19 protein-coding genes and 1 pseudogene are annotated in these 20,566 nt (G+C 55.0%); 15 read left to right on the plus strand and 5 right to left on the minus strand.

The genetic code is table 11. From position 1 onward, the window contains the following. The first annotated feature begins 350 nt into the window (after nt 1-350). The 4 genes from U869_RS0104475 (at nt 351) to U869_RS0104490 (ending at nt 4,841) form a co-directional block, all read left to right on the plus strand. A complete protein-coding gene (locus tag U869_RS0104475; protein WP_232785325.1) occupies nt 351-1,286 on the plus strand; it encodes an autoinducer 2 ABC transporter substrate-binding protein in 936 nt (311 codons plus the stop codon). Between the two features lie 72 nt (nt 1,287-1,358). Next, a complete protein-coding gene (locus U869_RS0104480; RefSeq protein WP_025122980.1) occupies nt 1,359-2,840 on the plus strand; it encodes a sugar ABC transporter ATP-binding protein in 1,482 nt (493 codons plus the stop codon). A gap of 76 nt (nt 2,841-2,916) precedes the next feature. Continuing rightward, entirely contained in the window at nt 2,917-3,855 is a 939-nt protein-coding gene (locus U869_RS0104485) for an ABC transporter permease (RefSeq protein ID WP_029988240.1), read from the plus strand. A 2-nt stretch (nt 3,856-3,857) separates the two neighbouring features. After that, on the plus strand, nt 3,858-4,841 hold the full coding sequence (locus U869_RS0104490) for an ABC transporter permease (RefSeq protein WP_025122982.1): 984 nt from the start codon (nt 3,858-3,860) through the stop codon (nt 4,839-4,841). A gap of 43 nt (nt 4,842-4,884) precedes the next feature. Here U869_RS0104490 and dpiA read toward each other — a convergent pair whose 3' ends face one another. After that, complete coding sequence (dpiA, locus tag U869_RS0104495; RefSeq protein WP_025122983.1) at nt 4,885-5,571, minus strand: two-component response regulator DpiA; 687 nt, start codon at nt 5,569-5,571, stop codon at nt 4,885-4,887. Nucleotides 5,572-5,894: 323 nt separating this feature from the next. Between dpiA and citC the strand changes: the two genes are divergently transcribed. The 9 genes and pseudogenes from citC (at nt 5,895) to U869_RS0104540 (ending at nt 14,755) form a co-directional block, all read left to right on the plus strand. Continuing rightward, a complete protein-coding gene (gene citC, locus U869_RS0104500) occupies nt 5,895-6,968 on the plus strand; it encodes a [citrate (pro-3S)-lyase] ligase (RefSeq protein ID WP_025122984.1) in 1,074 nt (357 codons plus the stop codon). Further along, nucleotides 6,965-7,273 carry a citrate lyase acyl carrier protein gene (citD, locus tag U869_RS0104505; RefSeq protein WP_025122985.1) on the plus strand — a complete coding sequence of 103 codons (309 nt, stop codon included), beginning with the start codon at nt 6,965-6,967 and terminating at the stop codon, nt 7,271-7,273. Before citC ends, citD begins: the two co-directional genes overlap by 4 nt. A 7-nt stretch (nt 7,274-7,280) precedes the next feature. After that, the gene (gene citE / locus U869_RS0104510; RefSeq protein ID WP_115650749.1) at nt 7,281-8,174 is read left to right on the plus strand and encodes a citrate (pro-3S)-lyase subunit beta; all 894 of its coding nucleotides are present in this window, start codon (nt 7,281-7,283) and stop codon (nt 8,172-8,174) included. Further along, nucleotides 8,174-9,679, plus strand: coding sequence for a citrate lyase subunit alpha (gene citF, locus U869_RS0104515; protein WP_025122987.1), 1,506 nt, complete (start codon nt 8,174-8,176; stop codon nt 9,677-9,679). Before citE ends, citF begins: the two co-directional genes overlap by 1 nt. Before the next feature lie 4 nt (nt 9,680-9,683). Next, nucleotides 9,684-10,232, plus strand: a complete 549-nt coding sequence (gene citX, locus U869_RS0104520) for a citrate lyase holo-[acyl-carrier protein] synthase (RefSeq protein WP_025122988.1) — start codon at nt 9,684-9,686, stop codon at nt 10,230-10,232. After that, entirely contained in the window at nt 10,213-11,094 is an 882-nt protein-coding gene (citG, locus tag U869_RS0104525; protein ID WP_025122989.1) for a triphosphoribosyl-dephospho-CoA synthase CitG, read from the plus strand. Before citX ends, citG begins: the two co-directional genes overlap by 20 nt. Before the next feature lie 43 nt (nt 11,095-11,137). Beyond that, nucleotides 11,138-12,601 carry an anion permease gene (locus U869_RS0104530; protein ID WP_025122990.1) on the plus strand — a complete coding sequence of 488 codons (1,464 nt, stop codon included), beginning with the start codon at nt 11,138-11,140 and terminating at the stop codon, nt 12,599-12,601. Between the two features lie 143 nt (nt 12,602-12,744). Next, a pseudogene (agp, locus tag U869_RS29200) lies at nt 12,745-13,976 on the plus strand (bifunctional glucose-1-phosphatase/inositol phosphatase). 83 nt (nt 13,977-14,059) lie between these two features. After that, nucleotides 14,060-14,755 carry a 4'-phosphopantetheinyl transferase gene (locus tag U869_RS0104540; RefSeq protein WP_025122991.1) on the plus strand — a complete coding sequence of 232 codons (696 nt, stop codon included), beginning with the start codon at nt 14,060-14,062 and terminating at the stop codon, nt 14,753-14,755. A 10-nt stretch (nt 14,756-14,765) separates the two neighbouring features. Here U869_RS0104540 and rarD read toward each other — a convergent pair whose 3' ends face one another. Further along, the gene (rarD, locus tag U869_RS0104545) at nt 14,766-15,644 is read right to left on the minus strand and encodes an EamA family transporter RarD (RefSeq protein WP_025122992.1); all 879 of its coding nucleotides are present in this window, start codon (nt 15,642-15,644) and stop codon (nt 14,766-14,768) included. Nucleotides 15,645-15,782: 138 nt separating this feature from the next. Between rarD and alkB the strand changes: the two genes are divergently transcribed. Then, entirely contained in the window at nt 15,783-16,430 is a 648-nt protein-coding gene (gene alkB / locus U869_RS0104550) for a DNA oxidative demethylase AlkB (protein WP_025122993.1), read from the plus strand. Here the strand turns inward: alkB and U869_RS0104555 are convergent. Continuing rightward, on the minus strand, nt 16,392-17,348 hold the full coding sequence (locus tag U869_RS0104555) for a LysR family transcriptional regulator (protein WP_025122994.1): 957 nt from the start codon (nt 17,346-17,348) through the stop codon (nt 16,392-16,394). The two genes, alkB and U869_RS0104555, sit on opposite strands and share 39 nt — an antisense overlap. A gap of 85 nt (nt 17,349-17,433) precedes the next feature. Between U869_RS0104555 and U869_RS0104560 the strand changes: the two genes are divergently transcribed. Further along, entirely contained in the window at nt 17,434-18,063 is a 630-nt protein-coding gene (locus U869_RS0104560) for a serine-tRNA(Ala) deacylase AlaX (RefSeq protein WP_025122995.1), read from the plus strand. Nucleotides 18,064-18,100: 37 nt separating this feature from the next. On the opposite strand, the gene idnD is transcribed toward U869_RS0104560, so the two are convergent. Further along, a complete protein-coding gene (idnD, locus tag U869_RS0104565; protein WP_025122996.1) occupies nt 18,101-19,147 on the minus strand; it encodes an L-idonate 5-dehydrogenase in 1,047 nt (348 codons plus the stop codon). 14 nt (nt 19,148-19,161) lie between these two features. Beyond that, the gene (locus U869_RS0104570; protein ID WP_025122997.1) at nt 19,162-20,508 is read right to left on the minus strand and encodes an MFS transporter; all 1,347 of its coding nucleotides are present in this window, start codon (nt 20,506-20,508) and stop codon (nt 19,162-19,164) included. Nucleotides 20,509-20,566: the final 58 nt, after the last annotated feature.

Here is a 20,566-nt window from a genome sequence, read left to right on the forward strand (position 1 = left end):
TCAGCAACATTGCCACTTTGTCAGCAGCCTTCTCCTGGCCGCTCCCCGCTGGATCATGACACCCGTCGCAAACCCGGAAAGTTGCAGGTTTGTCCATATAAATAGCATTCAAGGATATGGGGAAAATAGCTATCGAGGTTGTAGAGTCCCTCTACGGGAAATGTTGTGCAGATGTAAAAATCAGCATCCCGCCCAAGCCTCACGTTTAAATAAGACCAATAAAATAGAAATAATATCAATACGTTATTTAGATATTTAACTGCTATCGCCTCAACCTACATTCGATCCGGGAGCCTCAATAAATGAAAAAACTGAGTGTTAAAACGTTATTGGCCGCCAGCCTGTTCAGCATGATGGCGTGCTCGGGAAGTGCATTGGCGCAGGAAGTGGAAGTCGTCAATATCTCGAAAATCGCCGGCATGCCATGGTTTAACCGCATGGGGGAAGGGGTGGAACGTGCCGGTAAAGATCTCGGGATTAAAGCCTATCAGGTTGGCCCCTCCAGCACCGACGCACCGCAACAAGTGAAAATCATTGAAGACTTGATTGCCAAGAAAGTCAGTGCCATCAGCATCGTGCCAAATGATGCCGATGTGCTGGAGCCGGTATTCAAGAAAGCGCGTGACGCCGGGATCGTGGTATTAACCAACGAATCTCCGGGGCAGCCAAGCGCCAACTGGGATATCGAAATCATCGATAACGCCAAATTCGCCGCCGACAACGTGGAAGAAATGGCCAAAGCGATGGGCGGCAAAGGCGGCTATGTCATTTACGTTGGCAGCCTGACCGTACCGCAACATAACCTGTGGGCCGATTTGTTTGTTAAATACCAGAAAGAGCATTACCCGGAGATGTTTGAAGTGACCAGCCGTATGCCTGTCGCCGAGAGCATTGATGACTCGCGCCGCACCACGCTGGATCTGATGAAAGCGCACAGCGATCTGCAAGGGATTGTGGCTTTCGGTTCGCAAGGCCCGATTGGGGCAGGCCGCGCAGTGAAAGAAAAGCGGGCGAAAAACAAGGTCCACGTGTTTGGCATGATGATCCCTTCTCAGGCTGCGTCGCTGGTTAAAAGTGGTGATATCGCCATGGGTGTCACCTATGATCCAGGTTCTGCCGGTTATGCATTAACGGCCGTCGCCGACAAAGTGCTGAAAGGAGAGAAAATCGAAACGGGGATGGAGATCCCAGGGGTGGGTAAAGCGGAAGTTGATCAGAATAAGCACCTGATCCAGTTCCACAACGTATTGCGCGTCACCAAAGACAACGTGGATTCTCTGTATTGATTCACCGCATTACCGCAGAGCCGGAGGTCTGTTCGGCTCTGCAACCCATACCCGCCTGGCGTAAGAGGATGTATGCAGCCATTTATTACCCTGGAAAATATCAGTAAAACCTTTTATGGCGTCAAGGCACTAAATCAGGTGGCGATGACCCTGCTGCCGGGCGAGGTGCATTGCCTTGCTGGGCAGAACGGTTGTGGTAAATCAACGTTGATCAAGATTATCTCCGGCGTTTACCAACCCGATGCGGATGCTGCCATTATTATTGATGGTAAAACCTATGCCACTCTGACACCGATTGAATCTGTCCGCCTGGGGATCCAGGTTATTTATCAGGACTTGTCGTTATTTCCTAATCTGACCGTGGCCGAGAATATCGCCATGAACCATTACCACCATCAGCTATGGGTGAATAAACGTCAGATGCGCGAAACCGCCGAGCGGGTGATTAACAGTATTGATGCCCACCTTAATCTGGACGAATTGGTGGAGAATTTACCGATCGCCCAGAAACAGTTGGTCGCGATCTGCCGGGCACTCGCACAGGATGCGCGCCTCATCGTTATGGATGAACCGACCGCGTCGCTGACCAGGCAAGAGGTCAACGGCCTGCTACGGGTGGTACATGAACTGAAATCGCGCAATATCTGCGTAGTGTTTGTCAGCCACCGCTTGAGCGAAGTGCTGGAGATTTCCGACCGCATTACCGTATTGAAAGATGGCAATTGGGTCGGTACTTATCCTGCCGTCGAGGTGGATAATCACCGGCTGGCCTGGCTGATGACGGATATGAAATTTGATTTTCAGGTATTGCCGCCATACAGCTCAACGCGCCCGGTTGTGCTGGCAGTGGAAGGACTTTCCCGTGGCAACGAATATCAAAATGTCTCATTGCAGTTACATCCTGGCGAGATTGTCGCCCTGGTTGGTCTGCTTGGCTCAGGTCGCACCGAACTGTGCCTCAGCCTGTTCGGCTTGACTCAACCTGAGTCGGGGACCATTCGCATCAACGATAAGCCGATGTGTTTTACCAGTAACCGCGATGCCATTGCCGCTGGTGTGGGCTATGTCTCTGAAGACCGCATGAGCACCGGGCTGATTATGGAGCAATCGATCCGCGACAACATCAGCGCCACGGTATTACACCGGCTGAAAAATGCCTTTCACCTGATGCGGGCCGAACGGGTCGATACGCTGGTTGAAGATATGGTCAAGCACCTGGCGATCAAAATCGGCAACAGCGATCTGCCGGTGAATACGTTATCCGGCGGCAATGCGCAGCGCATCTCCATCGCCAAATGGTTGGCTACCGACCCGCAAATCCTGATCCTCGACTCGCCGACCGTTGGCGTCGATATCGCCAACAAAGCCGGTATTTATAATATTATCAATGCATTGTCAGCTCGGGGGATCGCAGTGTTAATGGTTTGCGATGAGATTGATGAAGCTTACTTCAATAGTCACCGTATTATCGTGATGCGGTCCGGGCAACTGGTGCAGGAGTTCTTGCCAAGTAACAGTAGCGAAGCGGCCATTGCGGAGGTGGTCAATGGCTAATCCTCATGTACTGAATAAATCTACGATAACCAAAACCGGTTTATTGACTAAAGAACACCTGAAACGCCATGAAGTGATGCTGGCTTTCACTATCTTGATTATTTCGACCTATCTTGCTTTCACCAGCCCGGATTTTCTGACGCTTGCCAATATTTATGACCTGATTAATAACTATGCCATGTTGACCATGTTGGCGTGTGGCCTGTTTATCGTATTAATTTCTGGCGGTATTGATATTTCATTCCCGGCGATGACCATTATCTCGCAATATGTCATGGTGACCTTGATTGTGAAGTATGGTGGCAACTTCCCGGTGGCTTTTGCGCTGGCGGGGGGCATTGGTTTATTGCTGGGGCTGATTAACGCGCTATTGGTTAATCGTCTGCGGGTGCCATCGATCATTATCACCATTTCCACATTGAACATATTTTACGGGTTATTGTTGTATCTCAGCCGAGGTGTCTGGCTGTATACCTACCCGGAGTGGTTCGAACATGGGCCGATGCTGTTCTCCTTCACCGCTGCCGATGGCTATGACTATGGTCTTTCGCTGCCCATTTTGACCTTGCTGACGACGATTATCGTCACGGCCTTGTTGATGACCCGCACCAGTATTGGTCGGCAGATTTATGCATTGGGCGGTAATCAGGAAGCGGCATCCCGCATGGGTTTCAGCATCCTTAAGCTGCAACTGTTTGTTTATGGCTATATGGGCTTTCTATCCGGTATCGCCGGGGTGGTGCAGTCCTATACCGTCCTGACGGTGGCACCGGACTCATTGCTTGGCTATGAACTCACCGTGCTGGCGGCGGTGGTGTTGGGCGGAACCAGTATTGTCGGCGGGCGTGGAACGCTAACCGGTACGTTACTGGGGGTGATCCTGCTGGCCATTTTGCAAAATGGTCTGAATTTACTGGGGATTTCGTCGTACTGGCATACCGTGGTGATCGGGCTGGTGATTGTCATCAGTATCAGTATGACTGCCTGGGGCCAACGTCATAAGGTAGGGATATAACCATGTCGAAAACAACGCAACGTGATCATACCGAGCGCTGGCTGGTGGCACTGTTGGTGCTGGTAGGAGCCGTATTTAGCGTGCTGATCCCGCAGGTCTTCTGGTCTGCGGCCAATTTCCAGTCTATTGCCGCACAAATCCCCGTCGCGGGGATATTGACGCTGGCCATGGCGATCACCATGCTGACCGGGGGAATAAATTTATCTATTATCGCCACGGCGAATGCCAGTGCGCTGGTGATGGCCTGGGTTTGTACCCACCTTGAGCCAACGCTCAGTTCGATGATCTTGATGTTCGCGGCAGGGGCTGTGGTTGCCCTGGTGGTCGGGATTATCAATGGTGTGCTGATCTCGGTGGTGCGGGTTTCCCCGATCCTGGCGACCCTGGGCATCATGACCTTGCTCAAAGGCGTGAACGTGTTGATCTCCAAAGGCTCGGCGATATCTAACTTTCCGAACTATGTACTGGCATTGGATCGCAGTTATTTCCTTGGGGTTCCAGTTCCGCTGTATCTGTTTGCCGCAGTGGCGTTGCTGCTATGGCTGGTGTTAGCCAAAACCCCGCTGGGCCGCCATGTTTACCTGTCTGGCTCCAACGAAAAAGCCACCTTTTTCTCTGGCATTAACACCCGTCGTACGCTGATTTGGGTCTATGTGATTTCGTCGTTACTGTGCGCTGTCGCGGCGTTGCTGATGATGTCCAAACTCAATTCGGCCAAAGCCTCTTACGGTGAGTCACTGTTGCTGATCACGATCCTGGCGACGGTATTGGGCGGGGTTAATCCCGATGGCGGGTTTGGCAAGATTTTCGGTATTGTATTAGCGCTGTTCCTACTGCAAATGCTGGAGAGTGGGCTGAATATCATGGGCGTCAGCAGCTATATCACCATGGCGTTGTGGGGCGCGCTATTGCTGGCGTTTATTTTTGTTAAAGGTGCCAATATTCCGGCACTACGTTTCTTACGGCAGAACAAGCCGCTGCATTAATGGCGCAAACACTGGGAGCAGCCCACTAGCTGGGCGCTCCGATTTACTCATTGCCAGCAGAACGGTAGATCCGCTGTGGTCTGCCCACCTTGCCGTAAATAATCTCCGCCACCAGCTGACCGTTGGCCGCGAAAAACTCCAGGTAGCGCCGGGCGGTGGTACGGCTCAGTCCGATTTGCTGCGCCACGCTTTCCGCTGTATGGCGTACCTGCGGATCCTCGAACAGGGCGCGGATCTTCATCAGCGTAAGTTCATCAATACCGGCGGGCAACGCAGCCTGATCGCCACCGCGGGCGTAGGTGTTGAACATTTCATCGATGCGGCGCTGGTTGACCCGCGCTTTGTCTTTCAACGCTTCGCGCCGTTGGCTAAAGCGTTGCAGGGTTTGCGCCAGCCGGTCATAGGCCAGAGGTTTGATCAGATAATCGAATACGCCATAGCGCAGCGCCTCGGCCACGGTGTCCATATCGCTGGCGGCGGTAATAAACACAATGCCGCCGCCGTAGCCTTGTAGCGTTAGTTCGCGCAGCAACTCGATACCCTGGCCGTCCGGCAGAAAATTATCCAGCAGGATTAGATCGGGTTTGAAGCGCTCGGTCATCGCGCGTGCCTGTGTCAGGGTGCCCGCCAACCAAATCTGCCGGCAACCGCCGTTCTGCTTGATGAATTCCGCATGCATTTCTGCCAACGGCGTTTCATCTTCAACAATCAGAATATTTAGCCATTCCATGTTAATTTCCCGTTGCTTAATTACGTTGCTAATTAAATGTAACCGAGATGATTATTTTATTAAACACTATGTCGGCAATAAAAACTATAAAAATAATTAAGTAAATAAAAACCATTAAACAACTTATTTACTGCGGGTAGATTGTGAAATAGGTCAATAATCAGGGGATTATTTGAGTTTAACATGGCGCCATTAAATACCCCATTGGCGTTATAGACCCATTCAACTTAATGGTTTTTAAGGTTTTTATTGCGTCTTAATGTTAACCCTAATGGGATTTTGTATTTCAAATGTTATTGATAAGTTATTTTAGAGAGACTGACATGTTGGGCGATACCGTATTTAATCGGGTGAAAAGATCGGATCATAAAAATATAGCGGCTATTAACGCTTTTTTGCGTAGTAACGATCTGAATATTGATACCACGGTCGAAGTTTTTATCACCGTGACCCAGGGCGAACAATTGGTTGCCTGTGGAGGTATCGCCGAAAATATTATCAAATGCGTCGCCATCAGCCCGCAAATGCGCGGTGAAGGCTTGGCATTGTCACTGGCGACCGAACTGGTGAATCTGGCCTATGAACGCCATCACACCCAGCTGTTTATCTACACCAAAGTGCAGAATGAGGCGCTGTTCCGCCAGTGTGGTTTTTACCCGATTGCCAGCGTGCCGGGCATCGTGGTGCTGATGGAAAACAGCCCGTGCCGCCTGAAGCGGTACGCCGCGCAACTGGCTGGTCAGCGCCAGCCGGGCAAGATCATTGGCAGCATCGTGATGAATGCCAACCCCTTTACCCGTGGCCACCAATATCTGGTACGGGAAGCCGCCGCCCGCTGCGACTGGCTGCATCTGTTCCTGGTGAAGGAAAATACCTCACGTTTCCCGTATGAAGATCGTCGCGATCTGGTACTGAAGGGCACCGAGGGGATCACCAATCTGACGGTGCATGAGGGGTCGCAATACGTGATCTCCCGCGCCACCTTCCCTTGCTACTTCATTAAAGAGCAGGGGATTGCCGACGACTGTTACACCGAAATCGATCTGAAAATCTTCCGCCAATATTTGGCGCCTGCGTTGGGCATCACGCATCGATTTGTCGGCAATGAACCGTTCTGCGCCGTAACGGCAAAATACAACCGCGACATGCGTTACTGGCTGGAAACCCCAGCGCTGCCGAGCCCACCGATCGATCTGGTGGAGATTGAGCGTTTGCAGTACCAGGGCACGGCGATCTCGGCCTCCTGGGTACGCAAGCTGCTGGCCGCAGGAGACTTCCACGCCGCCGCTCCGTTGGTGCCGAAAGACACGCTTTATTACCTGCAAGATATACAGGCAAAGCGCCGGGCCAAGCCAGTACAGCAAGAATTTGAGTCCGCACAATCAGGTGAACAATGAAAATAATCCGAGAAGCAATGGCCGGCACGCTGGAATCCAGCGATGTCATGGTCCGTATCGCGCCAGCAGAAGGCCCGGAGCACGATCTGCTGATTGCCAGCAGCGTGGAAAAGCAGTTTGGCGATGCCATCCGCCACACCCTGTTGCAGGTGTTACAGCACTACAACGTGCCGCCGGTGCAGGTGATTGTCGACGATAAAGGCGCATTGGACTGTGTGCTGCGTGCCCGGCTGGAAACCGCATTGATGCGTGCCAGCGAAACCGCCGCACTGCCATGGGAGGAACGTTGTGAAAACGCTGAATAAACACCGCATGCGCCGCAGCATGCTATTCGTGCCGGGGGCTAATGCCGCCATGGTCAGCAACGCCTTTATCTATCAGGCCGATGCGCTGATGTTCGATCTGGAAGACTCGGTGATCCTGCGTGAGAAAGACGCGGCTCGTCGCCTGGTGTATCACGCGTTGCAACATCCTTTGTATCAGGAAGTGGAAACCATCGTGCGCGTCAATGCGCTGGATTCGGCCTATGGTCTGGCGGATCTGCAAGCGGTAGTGCGTGGCGGCGCGGATATCGTCCGTCTGCCAAAAACCGATACTGCGCAGGACGTGGTGGATATGGAGCGTGAAATCGCCGCCATCGAACGTGCCTGTGGTCGCCCGGTCGGCAGCACTGGCCTGCTGGCAGCGATCGAGTCTGCGCAGGGCATCACCAACGCGGTGGCGATTGCGCAGGCTTCCCCAAGATTGATCGGGATTGCGCTGGGTGCTGAAGACTATGTGCGCAACCTGCGTACCGAACGCTCGCCGGAAGGCATCGAACTGCTGTTTGCCCGTTGCTCACTGTTGCAGGCGGCTCGTGCCGCCGGGATCCAGGCGTTCGATACCGTCTATTCCGACGCCAACAACGAAGCCGGTTTCCTACAGGAAGCAGCGCTGATCAAACAGCTGGGCTTTGACGGCAAATCCCTGATTAACCCACGCCAGATCGAACTGCTGCACAACCTGTATGCCCCAACCGCCAAAGAAGTGGCGCATGCCCAACGGGTGGTAGATGCAGCAGAAGCAGCGGAAAAAGAAGGGCGCGGCGTAGTCTCGCTGAACGGCAAGATGGTGGATAGCCCGGTGATTGAACGGGCCCGCCTGGTACTGCAACGCGCAGCGCTTTCCGGCGTGCGTGAAGAACCGAACCACAGCGAGGAAGCATGATGAAACGCCAACAACGCCTGATGACCTTGAACAATCACGCCGAGATGCGGCTTTATCAGGAAGCCTCCAAGGCCAACCTGCAAGCGCGCAAACCGCGCGACCTCAAACGCTGTGAGTCGCTGGAAGTGGCGATCCGCCGCAGTGGTTTGCAGGATGGCATGACCATCTCTTTCCATCACGCCTTCCGTGGTGGCGATCTGGCACTTAACCAGGTGATGGAGGTGCTGGCGAAGATGGGGTTCCGCAACCTGACGCTGGCTTCCAGTTCATTAACCGATTGCCATGCGCCGCTGGTCGGCCATATCCGCAACGGGGTGGTGAGCCGTATTTACACCTCCGGCCTGCGTGGGCCGTTGGCCGATGCCATTTCTCGCGGCCTGCTGAAAGAGCCGGTGCAGGTTCACTCGCACGGTGGCCGCGTCAACCTGGTTGAGTCGGGTGAATTGCAGATCGATGTTGCCTTCCTCGGGGTGCCGACCTGCGATGAATTCGGCAACGCCAATGGTTACACCGGCGATGCCTGTTGTGGTTCGCTGGGTTACGCCAAAGTGGACGCCGCGGCGGCCCGTAGTGTGGTGCTGCTGACCGAAGCGATCGTGCCTTATCCGCATCATCCTGCCAGCCTGGCTCAGGATCAGGTCGATCTGATCGTGCAGTTGGAACGAGTAGGGGATGCCGACAAGATCGGGGCCGATGCTACGCGAATGACCTCCAACCCACGCGAGTTGCTGATTGCCCGCCGGGCTGCCGAGGTGATCGTCGATTCCGGTTACTTTACCGAAGGATTCTCCTTACAGACCGGTACTGGCGGCGCTTCGCTGGCGGTAACCCGTTTCCTGGAAGACAAAATGCGTGCCCGTGGTGTCCGTGCCGGTTTTGCATTGGGCGGCATCACCTCCACTATGGTGGATCTGCATGAGAAAGGCCTGATCGGCAAACTGCTGGACGTGCAGAGTTTCGACCGTGCGGCAGCCATGTCACTGGCTCGTAACCCAAATCATATCGAGATCAGCGCCAATCAGTACGCCAACTTCAGCTCCAAAGGCGCGTCGGTTGACCGCCTGGACGTGGTGGTACTGAGCGCACTGGAAATCGACACCGGCTTTAACGTCAACGTGCTGACCGGCTCCGACGGGGTGATCCGTGGCGCTTCTGGCGGCCACTGCGATACCGCTGCTGCGGCACGGCTGGCAATTATCGTTGCGCCGTTGGTGCGTGGCCGTATCCCTACGTTGGTTGAGCAGGTCACCACCTGTGTTACGCCGGGCTCCAGCATCGACATTCTGGTGACCGACCACGGTATTGCCGTTAACCCGGCCCGCCCAGAGCTGGCGCAGCGCTTACGTGATGCCGGATTACAGGTCGTGACTATCGAATGGCTGCGCGAACGCGCACTGGTACTGACCGGTGAGCCGAAACCGATCGCCTTTACCGACAACGTGGTGGCCGTAGTGCGCTATCGCGACGGTTCAGTGATCGACGTTGTGCATCAAGTAGCGGAGTAACCTCATGGCTTACATCTCCCCCGAATTGGCCACCAGCCATGCCGTAAGTTTGCCCGAACTGCTTTCCAGCCGTGAATGCCGGCAGGCAAGGCAACAGGCGTGGCTGGCGCGCCATCCTTCTGCCACGTTGGTGGTACTCACGCTGGTGGTGCCGGGGGCGGTGAAAGACAGCCCCATGACGCGGCGCGTGTTCAACCTGGGCAGGCAGGCTTTGCAACAGATGTATCGCCAGCAAGGTTGGCTGTGTTTGCAGCAGAAGACTCTGGCGCTTGCCACCGGCTGCGAGGGTTATCTGGCGCTGCAAGCCGATGCCCGTGCAGTGAAAGAGGCGACTATTCAGTTGGAAATCCAGCAACCGATTGGTCGCCTGTGGGATATCGATGTGTTGACCCCACAAGGGCAGATCCTGTCGCGGCGCGATCTTGGCCTGCCTGAGCGTCACTGTCTGCTGTGCGATCAGCCAGCCAAAATCTGCGCCCGTCAGCAAAGCCACAGCACCGAGCAACTGCTCAATGCCATGGAAAGGATGCTCGATGATGCCATTCCAGCCTGATTGGCAGCCAGCGATTGCCGCCCCTTCAAGCGGCCAGCGCTTTGCCCGCGATGCCTATCGAGCGTTGTTGGTAGAGGTCAATCTGACCCCTAAACCGGGGTTGGTCGATCGTCATAACAACGGCGCACATCGCGACATGAACCCGGGTCATTTCTACCGCAGCTCGCGGGCGATTGGCCGGTGGCTGCCCTATTTTATCCGCCAGGGCAGGATTGATGCCGCTTTACCCGCAGAGCAGCAGCTTGCACGTCTGCGTCCAGTGGGGATGGCCTGCGAGGAACAGATGTTTCGCGCCACCGGCGGCATCAACACCCATAAAGGCAGCGTGTTTTCATTGGGATTGCTGTGCTGTGCCCTTGGGCGTCTACAACAGCAACAACGGCAGATCGATGCCGAAAGCCTGTGTCGCGAAGTGGCCCAGATGTGTCGTGGGCTGGTCCGCCGGGAACTGCAACGCAACAACGCGGGCCAGACAGCCGGGCAACGGCTGTTTACCGAGTTTGGCCTGAGTGGTGCCCGTGGTGAGGCCGAGTCTGGTTTTAAGCTGGTGATCGACGGTGCATTACCGCTCTATCGCCAAAGGATCGCCGAAGGTGGTGGCGAACAGGTCGCGCTGATGGACAGCCTGTTGTGGCTGATGGCGCATAACGATGATACCAACGTCGCCTCGCGAGGCGGCATCAAAGGGCTGCGCTGGTTACAACACTATGCCAGCCAGCTATTGGCACAGGGAGGGGCTGGTGCGGAGCAAGGACTTGTACGTTTGCGTCAGTTCGACGTTGCGTGCATCGCCCGCAATCTCAGCCCCGGCGGTAGTGCCGATTTATTGATAGTCACCTGGCTACTGGCGCAGTTGCCGTAGACGGGGGCATAAAAAAATAACGAAGCCTTCAGGAGAAGTGTCCATGTCCGAAACCAAAGAGAAAATCTGGAAAGCGATCGCCCCGTTGGTGGTGCTTGCCGTCCTGTTAATGATACCCACGCCGGAGGGCATGCCACCGCAAGCCTGGCGTTACTTTGCCATCTTTGTCGCGATGATTGTCGGCATGATCCTGGAGCCGATCCCGGCGACGGCGATCAGCTTTATTGCCGTGACCGTCAGCGTGCTCAGTTCCAACTGGGTGCTGTTTGGTGCCGAAGAGCTGGCTAACCCAAGTTTTAAAGCCGGTAAAGAGGCGCTCAAGTGGGGGCTGGCCGGGTTCTCAAGTACCACCGTCTGGCTGGTATTTGGTGCCTTCATCTTCGCGCTGGGCTATGAAGCCACCGGGTTAGGGCGGCGCATCGCGCTGTTCCTGGTGAAGTTCATGGGCAAACGTACTCTGACGCTGGGCTATGCGGTGGTGATCATCGATATCCTGTTAGCGCCGTTTACCCCGTCCAACACTGCGCGTACCGGGGGGACCGTGTTCCCGGTGGTGAAAAACCTGCCGCCGTTGTTTGACTCCTTCCCGAACGATCCTTCCTCACGCCGCATCGGGGGTTATCTGATGTGGATGATGGTGGTGGGTACCAGCATCAGCTCCTCCATGTTTGTAACTGGCGCTGCACCTAACGTGTTGGGTATCGAGTTCGTCAACAAGATTGCCGGGATCAATATCACCTGGATGCAATGGTTCCTGGCCTTCCTGCCGGTTGGGCTGCTGCTGCTGATCGTTGCGCCGTTGACCTCCTACTACCTGTATAAGCCAGGCGTTACGCACAGCAACGAAGTGGCTGGCTGGGCCAATACGGCACTGGGCGAAATGGGTAAACTGACCCGCAAAGAATATACCCTGATCGGCTTGGTGTTACTCAGCCTGTGCCTGTGGGTGTTCGGGGGTAAAATACTGGATGCCACGACGGTCTGTTTGCTGGCGGTATCACTGATGCTGGCTCTGCATGTGGTCAGTTGGAAAGACATCACCAAATACTCCAGCGCCTGGAATACCCTGGTTAACCTGGCAACCTTGGTGGTCATGGCCAGCGGCCTGAGCCGCTCCGGCTTTATCGATTGGTTCGCCACCACCATGAGCACCCATCTGGACGGTTTCTCACCGAAGATGACGGTCGTGCTGCTGGTGCTGGTGTTCTATTATGCCCACTATCTGTTTGCCAGCCTGTCGGCACACACCGCGACTATGCTGCCGATGATCCTGGCTGTGGGTAAAGGCTTGCCGGGCGTACCGATGGAGCACCTTTCCATCCTGCTGGTGTTATCTATCGGTATCATGGGGGTATTGACCCCGTATGCGACCGGCCCTGGGGTAATCATCTACGGCTGCGGCTATGTGAAGTCGAAAGATTACTGGCGTCTTGGCGGTATCCTCGGTGTGGTCTACATCGCGGCGTTGCTGTTGATCGGCTGGCCAATTCTGAGCCTGTGGTACTGAGTTAACCAGCGGCCACCCTAGGGTGGCCGCTGTTGCAATCCCTTCCCCCGTGACACCCATCACACAATTTCCTGTAAAACGCCGTCATTATACAAATCCAACGTTAACCTATTCAAAATAATCATATTTAGGGACCTCTGCGGATGAGAAAAAAAACGTTATTACTTTGCTTGCCTTTGCTGTTCAGCGGCACTGCCTTTGCTGAAAACGACGGTTATCAACTGGAACAGGTGCTGGTGATGAGCCGCCACAACCTGCGGGCCCCACTGGCAAACAACGGCAGCGTGCTGGCCCAGTCCACGCCGAAAGCCTGGCCGCAGTGGGATACGCCAGGTGGCTTGCTGACCACCAAGGGCGGCGTGCTGGAAGTGTATATGGGCCACTATTTCAATGCGTGGCTCAAGCAGGCCGGTATTTTGCCGCAGGAAGGCTGCCCAGCGGGGGACAGCGTTTATGTGTATGCCAACAGCCTGCAACGCACGGTCGCCACCGCGCAGTTCTTCACCAACGGCGCATTCCCTGGCTGTGATATCAGCGTGCATCATCAGGAGAAAATGGGGGAGATGGATCCCACCTTTAACCCGATTATCACCGACACCAGCGAAACCTTTAACCAGCAGGCGCTGAGCGCCATGAATGCCGAGCTGGCGTCGTTGAAACTGGATGCCTCCTACAAACAGCTTGAGCAGATCATCGACTACAAAGACTCTCCTGCCTGCAAGATCGACAAGCAATGCAATCTGGCTGCCGAACCGAGCAAGATGAGCGCGGTTCCGGGGAAAGAGCCGGGCGTTTCTGGCCCGCTGAAGGTGGGTAACTCGCTGGTGGATGCCTTTATGTTGCAGTATTACGAAGGTTTCCCGATGAAAGACGTGGCCTGGGGCAAGATCGTCACGCCGCACCAGTGGCAACAGTTGGCCAAACTGAAAGATGGCTATCAGGATTCGCTGTTCACCTCGTCGGTTGTCGCCCAGAACGTGGCCAAGCCGCTGCTGACTTACATCAACTCGGGGTGATTAGCGAGCGCAAGCCGGATTCGCCGAAGCTGACCGTGCTGGTCGGGCATGATTCCAATATTGCCTCGCTGCTGTCGGCGATGAAGTTCAAGCCGTATCAATTGCCGAAGCAATACGAGAAAACCCCGATTGGCGGCAAACTGGTGTTCCAGCGCTGGCATGACGGTAAGGCCGATCGTGAGCTGCTGAAGATTGAGTATGTCTACCAATCGACCGAGCAGTTGCGTAATGCCGAACCATTGACGCTGAACAACCCACCGCAGCGTGTCACTATGGCGCTGGAAGGCTGTCCGGTAGATAAGGACGGCTTCTGTGCCTGGAGCGACTTCGAAAAAACCATGAAGGACGTCCTGCAATAACTGTGCTGCCGGGGCGAACCGTTTCGCCCCGGCCAACTGCGCGGTATATACTGTCTCAACGGACCCCTTATCACGGATGAAACGTGCTCTCTTCCTTTATTCTCAATGCTGAATTGCTGCCGGTTGACGGCTTTACTGGCCAGATCGCGCAATGCCACTTCTCTGTCGCGGATTATCACGACGATCTGTTTTCTGCCGTCGGTATCGATTTGCCTGATCACCTTGCTTCAGCGGTAGCCAAACGTAAGGCGGAATATCTGGCCGGGCGCTATCTGGCACGCAGGGTGCTGGCAGAGCTAGGGTATCAGGATTTTGACTTATTACGTGGGGAGAAACGTGAACCGCTTTGGCCTACGGGGATTGCCGGGGCGATCAGTCACAATGTCGATACGGCGTTGTGTGCCGCTAAGCATGAGAGTGGGGCAGGTGGTGTGGGCATTGATGTGGAAACACAGACCCCTGTCGCGCGAGCAGAAGAGTTGTGGACCGGCATCGTCGGTGAGGCGGAATGCCAGTGGTTGCGCCAACGGCCACAGCCTTTCAACCTGTTATTGACGCTGGTATTTTCCGCCAAGGAAAGCCTGTTCAAGGCGCTTTACCCGCAGGTGCGCTGCTATTTTGATTTTCTGGATGCACGGATCATCGGGCTGGATATGCAGGCGCAGACCTTTGAATTGGAGTTGCTAACAACGCTGACGCCACTTTGCCACGCAGGCCGCTGCTTTAGCGGGCGTTTCTGGCAGCAAGGTGACGCCGTAACGACGTTGATAGCTTTTTAAAATCAAATAATTAAACCCTTCTTCGTAACAGGTGACGCGTTCTCTCCAGCATCAACAGCATGACCGCTAGCCAGATCGGGATGTAAGTCAGCCATTGGTTGGCGTTAATGGTTTCACCCAACAGCAGCGCGACGATCACCAGTAACACCGGCTCTACATAGCTCAGCAGGCCAAACAGGCTGAAAGGAAGCAGGCGGCTGGCCAGGATATAGCACACCAGCGCCAGCGCACTGATAATACCCAGCAGAGGGATCTGCAAATACAGCAGCGGCTTGGCTGCCAGCGCAGCCAGCGGTTCTGAGCCACCAAGCGCAAACAGCGCAGCAACCGGCAGCATCAGCGCCAGCTCACACCATAGCCCGCCAAGATGATCGGTACCCAAGCGACGGCGCAGAATAAAGTAAATCGGGTAACCGATAGCGACCACCAGCGTTGACCAGGAAACCCCACCTACCAGGATCAGCTCGTTTCCCACGCCCACCAGCGCACATAAGGCTGCCAGTTTTTGCAGCAGGGATAAACGATCGCGGAAGAAGACCCGGCCAGCCAGCACCATGGTCAGCGGCAGCAGGAAATAACCGAGTGAAACATCCAGCGCCATACCGTGCAGCGGTGCCCAGAGGAATAGCCATAGCTGGACACCCAGAATTGAGGTGGTCAGCAGCAATAACAGTACGCGTTGCGGGCGCTGCCGTAGCCAATGCAGCATCTCCTTCACCCGCGCCCAGTCGCCGGAAAACAACATAAACAGCGTCAGAAATGGCAGGGTCAGCAGAGTGCGCCAGCCATAGATCTCTTCACCGTCGAGTGGGGTAAGCATTGAGGTGTAGTAGTACATTACGCCGAACAGCAGGGAAGCGACGACGGAAAATATGATGCCCTTGATCACCAGCGTTCCTGATTATTAATGAATTTTCTGGGACTACTGTAGAGAGATTTTCCGGCAACAACAACGATTTACGCAGGACTGGACAAGTACAGCCAAGCGGTTAGAATTACTACTGGGTATTTATACAGGTTTCGAGCGATGACAATCGATCTGTTTGAAGATGCGCTGCCGCCGCCCTGGCGTGAGGAGATTGCGCCGGGAGCGGTAGTGCTACATGGCTTTGTTCAGCAACACGGGCCGGAACTACTGGCGGCGGTCAATAGCGTGGTTGCACGGGTTCCCTGGCGGCATATGACTACGCCGGGTGGTTTCACCATGTCGGTAGCGATGAGCTGGTGCGGCAACGGTTGGAACAGCGACAGCAATGGTTACCGTTATTCGCAGCGCGATCCCGGAACCGGCAAGCGTTGGCCAGACATTCCGGCGATCCTGATGGCATTAGCCGATGAAGCCGCCTTGCAGGCCGGGTTTGGTCATTACGTACCGGATTCCTGCCTGATCAACCGCTACGATCCGGGCAGCAAGCTTTCGCTGCATCAGGATAAAGACGAGCATGACTTTACGGCACCCATCGTTTCGGTGTCGCTGGGGTTACCGGCCGTTTTTCAGTTTGGTGGTCTGCAACGCAGCGACAGAACACGACGTATCCCGTTGGCCCACGGCGACGTGGTGGTCTGGGGCGGCCCTTCCCGGTTGTGTTTCCACGGCATCATGCCGGTGAAAGAGGGTTACCATTCGTTGGTCGGCTCACACCGCATCAACATCACCTTGCGTAAGGCGCTTTAGCGCTGGCTCCTGGCCCAAACTGGCCACCAGATAATCGATCAACACCCGCAGCTTGGCCGGCATATGCTGAGTTGGGGCATACAGCAGCCACAGATCGCCATGGTAGCTGCTGAGGAAATCCCACTCTGGCAACACCTGCACAATCTCACCGCTGGCCAGCGCCTGGCGGGCGGTAAAATAGGGCAGGCTGCCGATACCGATATGCTGTTTTACCGCATCCAGCCGAACCCCGGTGTGGTTGGCGGCATAGCGTCCCCGAACGTTGACCGAAACCGTCTTGCCGTTGCGGCGAAAACGCCAGCGCGCGTCACTGGGGGTTTCCCCTAAATAAATACAACTATGCTCTGTCAGATCCCGTGGGTGACGCGGTATTCCTTGTTGGGCCAGATAATGCGGGGTGGCACATAATAAATGCTCGATGGTCATTAGCGGGCGGCCGATCAGACCCGGCGATGGGCGATCGGTGATACGCAGTGCCAAATCGACCCGATCGTCGATCAAATCCATGTAACGGTCTTCCAGCCGTAAATGAACATCCACCTGAGGGTAACGGCGCAAGAATTCCGGCATGTGAGGGTGCAGGACAAAGTGCCCGACGGCCTTGGGCACGCTGACGCTAATCACCCCTTCCGGCTCTGCGCTTCCCTGGCTACTGATAGCTATTACGGCGTTGGCGGCATCCAGCATAGTACGGCAGCGCTGAAAAACGGCCTCACCGGGTTCGCTCAGGCGCAGCTTACGGGTGGTGCGGTGTAATAGCCGTACGTTTAACGCCTGTTCCAGTCTGGCAACGCTGCGGCTGGTGGCCGAAGGGGAACTGCCCAGTTGGCGGGCGGCGGCGGAGAAGCTGCCGCTTTCGACCACCTGAACAAAAACGGCCATTTCAACCAGCAACGCGGTGGAGAGATTTGTGCTCATGGCGCAAAAGTCCATTGTATTGAAGACGGATTATCAGCCGATTATGGCACGAATATAATAACGGCGTTAACCAGGAGGAAGCCCCATGACCGAACGACTTTATTACTACCACGATGATGTGCAGCTCGAGGCTCGGGTGTTGGCCTGTACGGCGCAAGAGGATGGCAGCTATGCGGTGCAGTTGGATGCCACGTTGTTTCACCCACAGGGCGGCGGGCAGCCGAGCGATAGCGGTACGATCGCTGGCGTGGAGGTCTTACGTGTTGCTGCGCAGGGCGATCAACTGATGCATTATCTGGCGCAGCCGCTGCCTTGTGGCCCGGTTACGCTGGCGATCGACGGTGAGCAACGCCAGTTACATGCCCGTTGGCATTCGGCCGGACATCTGATTGGCTGGCTAGGGGAAAACCAGGGCTGGCAACCGGTGAAGGCGCACCACTGGCCAGGAGAAGGGCGAATTACCTTTGCCCCAGGTGCACAGACAACCGAGCTGGAACAGGGATATTTGCAACAACGGCTGACAGAATTGATCGCCGCAGACTTGCCGCGCAGGCAACAGGAACAGCAAGGCATGCGTCAGGTCGGGTTCGGCGAACTCCCCGCTTATGGTTGCGGTGGCACCCATGTGCGCTCGCTGGCGGAGATAGGAAAGGTGCAAATAACCGCCGTCAAAATGAAGAAAGGGCAGTTGATAGTGCAGTATCAACTGGGATAAATCGGAGGGCAGATGTTGCCCTCCGTAGGGCGTCAAATCAGAATTTGATCTGAACTTTGCATGACAGCGTTTTATCCGCGGCAGCGATCAGCGCATCTTCGATTGCTTCAGGGGCATATTCCCCGCTGAGCAAAGGAAGGGGATTGATGCGGCCATCTTGCAGCCAGGCTACTGCGGTGGAGAACTCATCGATAAAGCGGAAGGAGCCAACCCAGCGGATTTCTTTCACCAACATCGGCATCACCGGATATTCAACACTGGCTGCACCCATGCCGACCTGCACAACGGTGCCGGCCGGGCGGGTTAGCGCAACGGTTGAAGAGATGGCCGTTGGGCTTCCCGATGCCTCAAAGACGACATCGAAATATCCTCTGTTGGCCTGATAGGGCTCGCTGCTGCCAGGCTCCTTGGGGTTAAACGTGGCGGTTGCGCCCATTGCCAAAGCCAGTTCCAGGCAGCGGGGGCTGATGTCGGAGGCGACGATTTCTGTCGCACCCGCGCTGCGCGCTGCAGCCATGATCAGGCAGCCGATCGGCCCGGCGCCAATCACCAGTACCTTTTTGCCCACCAGGGCGCCCGCTACGTTGATCGCGTGAATGGCAACGGCGGTGGGCTCAGCAAAGGCCATAACCTGCGCCGGGACGCCGTCATAGGGTAGACATTGAGCTTCAGAGACTGCGACAAACTCAGAGAAGCCCCCATTAACGTGCGGATTAAATTGGGCGCTGCCCATAAAACGCATAGACGAACACAGGTTTTGCTGGCCAGAGAGGCAATTTTCGCAGGCGTTACAAGGCTGCGAGGGATTTACCGCCACCCGCTGGCCGACGCGTAATGCAGCACCGGCAGGGGCCTTGGCAACAACGCCAACAAATTCGTGCCCTACTACCATCGGATGCTTCAGTATCGACATTCCGGCACGGCCATGCTGATAGTAATGAATATCGGAACCACAGATCCCCCCACAGTCGACTTTGACTAACACCTCATGATCGTGATATTCCAGTTCACGTTGCTCTACACGGACATCTTTTTCACCATAGGCAAAACAGGCTTTGCAGGTGATCTTCTGTTGGTTACTCATGTTTTAGGCCTCAATTAAAGTTCTTGCGCGGTGAGTTGTGGGCGATGCTTTTCGACTTTGGGTGGGACGATCACTTCGATTTTGTCAACCAGGAAGATGTAGGCCAGCAGACCAGCCAGTGCGACTGCGGCGATATACCACATGGCGTATTGGAAGTTATTGGTACGTTGCAGGATCACGCCAATTACAATTGGGCTGATGATGCCGGAGAGGTTGCCACAGATATTCAGGCAGCCGCCCATGGTGCCAATAAAGTTACGGGGTATCACATCGCTCCACACCACCCAGCCCAAATTTGAGAAGGCGTTGGCGAAGAACGCAATGGACAGAATGGCGATAGCGATCACGGGTTGGTCTTCGAAGAAATTGACCAGACAGATCACCATCGTCAGGCACAGGCCACTTATTACCGGTAGCTTGCGGGCGAAGGTGCGAGATTTGCCTTTTTTCAACAGTATATCGCTTAACGTACCGCCACATAGCACGCCAGCCATTGCCATCAGGTAAGGGAATGACGCACCAAGACCGGCTTTGGCAATGGACAGGTTCAGGCCTTTTTCCAGATAAACGATGAACCAGGTCAGGAAGAAGTAAAGGGTCGAAGAGCAGGCGAACTGGGCGATAAACAGACCCCAGATAGTCCGGTTTTTCAGAAAGAAGCGGATATCGCTCCAACGTACTTTTTCACTGATATTGGCCTGGTTATTTGAGCCGTAACCTCCCCCTTCACGAATGTAATCCAGTTCCTGTTGGTTGGTGCTGACGCTGTGTTGCGGATCGCGATATTTCAGCAACCAGTAAATACCGAACAAAATACCGACGCCACCGGACAGGTAGAATGACATTTCCCAGCCATACTCTGCGACGATAAACGATAGCGCTGGGGTTAACAGCGCCAGACCGATGTACTGTGCGCTGGAGTAAATCGCTGTTGCCCGCGCTCGTTCATGGTCGGGGAACCAAGTGGCGATAATTTTGGTGTTGGAAGGGAAAGAGGGAGCTTCGGCAATACCGATCAATGCGCGACAGGCCAGTAACATCAGGAAGGACGCCGTGGCTGTGGCAAACAAATGATGCGAGGCAAATCCCATCAGGAAGGTAAAGATACTCCACAGAATAATGGCGCTGCCATACAGGATGCGTGAACCGATGCGATCCAGCACATAGCCTACCGGGATCTGGCTGGCGGCATAGAACCAGGTAAACATGGAAAATAACAGGCCAAGCTGGGTGGAGCTTAAATCAAATTCGGACTGAATTTTACTGCCAGCGACGGACAGGTTGGCCCGGTCCATATAATTTATTGCCGTCACAATAAACAACAGCGACAGAATAAAGAATCGCGACTTTGTTGCTTTCATTTTAGGGTCCTGGTCAGTTGTGGGTGAACAAACAGCCGGATGCAGAGAGCTAGCCCAC

The organism is Serratia sp. H1w (genome assembly GCF_000633355.1).
In the GTDB taxonomy this organism is placed as follows: domain Bacteria; phylum Pseudomonadota; class Gammaproteobacteria; order Enterobacterales; family Enterobacteriaceae; genus Chania.